The organism is Cetobacterium sp. (assembly GCF_977044495.1).
Map to the genome: position 1 here is coordinate 1 of NZ_CDRRQU010000080.1, position 4,143 is coordinate 4,143.

Annotated in this window: 10 protein-coding genes; all 10 read left to right on the forward strand. The window is 32.2% G+C overall.

Translation table 11 applies throughout. The annotated features are described in order from the left end of the window. The first annotated feature begins 120 nt into the window (after positions 1-120). The gene (locus ACWI69_RS11735; RefSeq protein ID WP_448822018.1) at positions 121-300 is read left to right on the forward strand and encodes a hypothetical protein; all 180 of its coding nucleotides are present in this window, start codon (positions 121-123) and stop codon (positions 298-300) included. Then, positions 290-832, forward strand: coding sequence for a putative phage tail protein (locus ACWI69_RS11740; protein ID WP_448822019.1), 543 nt, complete (start codon positions 290-292; stop codon positions 830-832). The genes ACWI69_RS11735 and ACWI69_RS11740 overlap by 11 nt, the downstream gene beginning before the upstream one ends. Next, positions 832-1,017, forward strand: a complete 186-nt coding sequence (locus ACWI69_RS11745) for a hypothetical protein (protein ID WP_448822020.1) — start codon at positions 832-834, stop codon at positions 1,015-1,017. Before ACWI69_RS11740 ends, ACWI69_RS11745 begins: the two co-directional genes overlap by 1 nt. Beyond that, entirely contained in the window at positions 1,014-1,367 is a 354-nt protein-coding gene (locus ACWI69_RS11750) for a hypothetical protein (RefSeq protein ID WP_448822021.1), read from the forward strand. Before ACWI69_RS11745 ends, ACWI69_RS11750 begins: the two co-directional genes overlap by 4 nt. After that, the gene (locus ACWI69_RS11755) at positions 1,364-1,549 is read left to right on the forward strand and encodes a hypothetical protein (protein ID WP_448822022.1); all 186 of its coding nucleotides are present in this window, start codon (positions 1,364-1,366) and stop codon (positions 1,547-1,549) included. Before ACWI69_RS11750 ends, ACWI69_RS11755 begins: the two co-directional genes overlap by 4 nt. A gap of 8 nt (positions 1,550-1,557) precedes the next feature. Next, entirely contained in the window at positions 1,558-2,325 is a 768-nt protein-coding gene (locus tag ACWI69_RS11760; RefSeq protein ID WP_448822023.1) for a hypothetical protein, read from the forward strand. Between the two features lie 9 nt (positions 2,326-2,334). Further along, positions 2,335-2,520, forward strand: a complete 186-nt coding sequence (locus tag ACWI69_RS11765) for a hypothetical protein (protein WP_448822024.1) — start codon at positions 2,335-2,337, stop codon at positions 2,518-2,520. Next, positions 2,513-3,268 (forward strand): phage baseplate protein, encoded by a 756-nt coding sequence (locus ACWI69_RS11770; protein ID WP_448822027.1) that lies wholly within the window; start codon positions 2,513-2,515, stop codon positions 3,266-3,268. Before ACWI69_RS11765 ends, ACWI69_RS11770 begins: the two co-directional genes overlap by 8 nt. A gap of 24 nt (positions 3,269-3,292) precedes the next feature. Further along, the gene (locus tag ACWI69_RS11775; RefSeq protein ID WP_448822025.1) at positions 3,293-3,892 is read left to right on the forward strand and encodes a hypothetical protein; all 600 of its coding nucleotides are present in this window, start codon (positions 3,293-3,295) and stop codon (positions 3,890-3,892) included. Positions 3,893-3,904: 12 nt separating this feature from the next. Further along, positions 3,905-4,143: phage holin family protein (locus ACWI69_RS11780; protein ID WP_448822026.1), on the forward strand; the 239-nt coding region annotated here is incomplete at its 3' end.

Sequence of the window (4,143 nt, forward strand, 5' to 3'; positions counted from 1 at the left end):
TTAGTGTTGTAACATTGACAAAACTCTCCAATAATATTATTCTAAAGAAAGTGTGAAAATTAGAAAAAATGTAGCTAAATTAATAAATATAATGTATAATTAGTTAAATTTAAATAATATTTGAAAAATATAGCATTTAAAAGAGATACAGTATCCTATGCAGTATTATCGAGTTGGATTCTAAATGTGGAAGGTATTCAAGAGTGGACAAGCTTCACCATAAATGATTTACAGCAAAATGTAAAAATAGAAGAAAAAGAAATTGCAGTTCTAGGTAATGTGAATTTGAATGTCGCATAAAACACAGCTTATAAATAATTTACATAAAGTTTTTAGAACGGATCCTTATATAAATAATTTACTAGGAACTGCAGGAGAGAGACTAGACAATATTTCAACCAAAGCTGATGAAATAAAAAAAGAGTATTGGTTTGATACTATGTCAGCTATTGGGATAGCTATAATGGAAAATCAAATGGATTATAAATGTAAAAGTAAAACTATCGAGGAGAAAAGAGAGGAATTAGAAAGTAGGTGGAAAGTTGCTGGAAAATGCGATTTACAGCTTCTTCAAACGATAGCAAATTCATGGCGAAATGGTGAGGTTACTGTAATGTTTACCAATGCTGTTATAAATATTACTTTTGTATCAGTTATTGGAATACCTCGTGATGTTGAAGCTCTAAAATCAATAATAAATGAGGCAAAACCAGCTCATTTGCCAATAAATTATGTATTTAAGTACAGGATATGGGGATTATTACCGCCTAAAATATGGGATTATTATAAACGCTATACTTGGGGTGAAGTATTAAGAAAGGAAGGGATATAGTGCCAAATTATACTGCAAATCTAAATTTATCAAAGCCGATTCCAAGTGAAGATGTAGCAGATATAGAAGTTATAAACGCTAACATGGAGAAAATTGATAAATGGTCGGAAGAAATAGATATTAAAACAGCTTTACTGACAGAACAGGAAGTGATTGAAATAATACAAACTAAGAGGGAAGTATGATGGATATAATTAAGAATATAAAAATATCTTGGTTAAAAGATAATTTAAAATTTGAAAGAGGAGTATTTTTAGAAGGTGATTTAAATGTGGCAAATTTAGACATTCATATTGAGGAATTTATTGAAGGAAGTCATCTGGAGTTAACATTTTATAACGAGAATGAGAAAAAACTATATGCACTGGAACAGCATAATTTACAAAAAAATACTATGGTAAAAATTCCAAATGAAGTTTTACAAATTTCTGGAACCGTTTTTGTAAGAATAGCACAAGTAAAAAAAAGCCAAATTTTGCAAGCAACAGAAGAAGTTTATTTTTATGTTGTAAAAAAAAAGACTATGAATTTATGAATCAATGGGTTCCAGAGCTTCTAGTAAAAGATGTGAAAGGGACAATTGACGAGCTATATTCAATTATAAATAGCGGAAAGAAAGAGCTTGAAACATATACTGACGCTGTGAAAGAACACATAGATACTTGTGTAATCAGCTCAGTACAAATTGGAATTTTAATAGATAAAGTGAGGAGATGAACAGATTAATGGCAAATATGAATGCGATATTAAAATATGAACAGCTTGAAGAACTTGTGACCTTAATCTACCAGGATATTAAAAAGACTGCGACAACAGAGCATGAACATTCAGCAGAGAACATAATAGAAAGTACAACTAAACGGTTTGTATCTGACTCTGAAAAGACTTCATGGAATGCACGAATAACGCAGTCTCAATTGGACAGTGCTTTAAATACATTAGCATCTGGACTTACTTGGAAGGGAAGTTTTGCGACACTCGCAGAGATTCAAGCACTTCAAAATCCTAAAGATGGTTGGTTTGCAATAGCAACAACAGGGATTAACACATTTTATATTTATGAAAGCGAAATAGGTTCTTGGCAAGATTTGGGAGGATTAATGCTTCCGGGCGTAGCTACAGAAACCTCTAATGGACTGATGTCAAAGGAAATGGTTATTAAACTAGCAGAGCTAAGTAATTACACTCTACCAAAAGCAACTGCTTCCGTGTTAGGAGGAGTTAAATCTGGAACTGTCATAACTGTAGATTCAAACGGTGTTCTTCAAATAGATACAGCAAAGATAGTAACTACAACAGAAAAAAATACTTGGAATCAAGCAGCGGCAGATGGAGCAGAAGCTTTATCTGAAATATCTAAAACGAACGCAAATGTATCCAATGCTGTCACTAGAGTGGAAAACTTAGAGACTAGAGCAACAAATATAGAAGGTAAACTGGTGTATATTACTAGTGTTGATATAAGTTCGTTAGTAGAAACAAGTAAGAGCTGATGAAAAAAGATGAGTATAGCAGATTTTAAGAAAAATTATTACTCACTTTTTGAAAAAGCAACTCCTGATACAGCCCTGTTGAACTATGCAGGACTAAGAACTCTTATAGAATTGACTGTATATAGAGAACTTGAAGTTGAGGAGATTGAAGAAATTATTAATGCTGGGAGGAATAAATCAATTGAACATGAATAAGGCAGTAAAAGCCGTGTTGGACCCTATTTTGACAAAAACAGGGTTTATAAAAGCTGTGGAGATGATATACGCAGATATCAAAAGTAAAGAACCAAAAATCACTAAAAAAACCGGATTCAATTTAGATAAAACGGATATGACGGAAAATGACAGTAATAAACTACTCACGGCTAAAGGTGCATATAACTTAGAGGCGGGAATTGAGGAAAGATTTCAAAAATTCTGTTCTTTTCCTGTGGGCTCTGTATTAATGTTACTCGACAATTCGAATCCTGCACTTTTATTTCCCAATACAACTTGGCAAAAACAAGAGGGGAGATTTTTACTAGGAACAACAAACTCTGAAGGAGCTGGAGAAACAGGAGGGGCTTCAACGGTAGCCCTTTCTATAAATAATATGCCAATACATAATCATCTTGTTTCTGTTACAGTTGAAAATGGTGGAGATCATAGACATCAAGTAGAGAGCCATATTCATACTCAGCCATCTCATACACATGGTTATAAAGCTCCTTGGACAGAACCTAGTGGTGGTTATATTAATCCTGGTGGGGGAGCTTATCCTGTTAGTAATAGAACAACAGATGGTGCAGGTGGAGATAATACAGGGGGAGCAACTCCATATACAAATTATAGTGCCCCCCATAACCACACTGCCAATGTTTCTTGTGGAAATACAGGTGGAGGAGCTTCATTCAGTATTCTTCCACCTTATTTAAAGGTTAATATTTGGAAAAGATTAACATAAATTTAATAAAAAGGGGTGTAAAAAGTGAGTAAAAATAAATATATTTATTTAAGTATAGAAGAAGCAAAGAAAGGAATATCGTTAGTTTATGCAGTAACAGATGGGTTAATATCAGATATGGAAGAGCATTTTGAAGGGAGAGCTTGTTTATTTATAGGAGAAGATTTACCTCATTTTATAACGTATTTAGAAAATGAAAATACAATTAGAGAGGCTACTGAAGAGGAAAAATTAGCTAGGAATCAAAGAGAACTTGCTTCAAATGAGATAATTAATAAAAATGGAAAAATAGTTTCCTATGATGTCTACTCACAAAAAATTATAGATAATGAAATTGTTGAAAAAACAAGAGAGGATTACATAAGTGAGGGTTTCATAACTTTGGAATCTGAAAAGAATAAAGCTCGAAATGTTAGGGCAGAAAAATTAAAAGGTGTAGATTTATATGATAAAGCAGTTTTAAGAGGTGACTTGGAAGAGAGTGAAGAAATGAAGCAAGAAAGAGATGAATATAGAAAAAGTTGGTTAGAGCTACCGGATAAATATATAGATTTAAGTGTTCCAATTGAGGAGCTATACCCGAAACAACCAATTATAATAGAGTATTTCAATAGAAGACTGTGAAAAGTCATATCTTTGGAGGTAGGAAAAATAAAAAATATTCTTGAAAATTTACTTAATTTTATCCAGAATCTAATATTTTGGCTTAGTGCAGGATTTGTAAGTGCTATTGGTGGAATAGATGGAGATATAAGAGTTTTGTTCTATTTGACTGTAATAGATTGTATTACAGGATTTTTAAAGGCTATTAAAGAAAGAAATGTTTTATCTAAAAATATGTTTATTGGATTTATTATAAGGAAACCAGCTATATA

What these genes read in the sequence shown, in the direction of transcription:
- ACWI69_RS11755 (WP_448822022.1), top strand. Translation starts at nt 1,364, where the DNA reads ATGAATCAATGGGTTCCAGAGCTTCTAGTAAAAGATGTGAAAGGGACA.
- ACWI69_RS11740 (WP_448822019.1), top strand. Translation starts at nt 290, where the DNA reads ATGTCGCATAAAACACAGCTTATAAATAATTTACATAAAGTTTTTAGA.
- ACWI69_RS11750 (WP_448822021.1), top strand. Translation starts at nt 1,014, where the DNA reads ATGATGGATATAATTAAGAATATAAAAATATCTTGGTTAAAAGATAAT.
- ACWI69_RS11770 (WP_448822027.1), top strand. Translation starts at nt 2,513, where the DNA reads ATGAATAAGGCAGTAAAAGCCGTGTTGGACCCTATTTTGACAAAAACA.
- ACWI69_RS11760 (WP_448822023.1), top strand. Translation starts at nt 1,558, where the DNA reads ATGGCAAATATGAATGCGATATTAAAATATGAACAGCTTGAAGAACTT.
- ACWI69_RS11765 (WP_448822024.1), top strand. Translation starts at nt 2,335, where the DNA reads ATGAGTATAGCAGATTTTAAGAAAAATTATTACTCACTTTTTGAAAAA.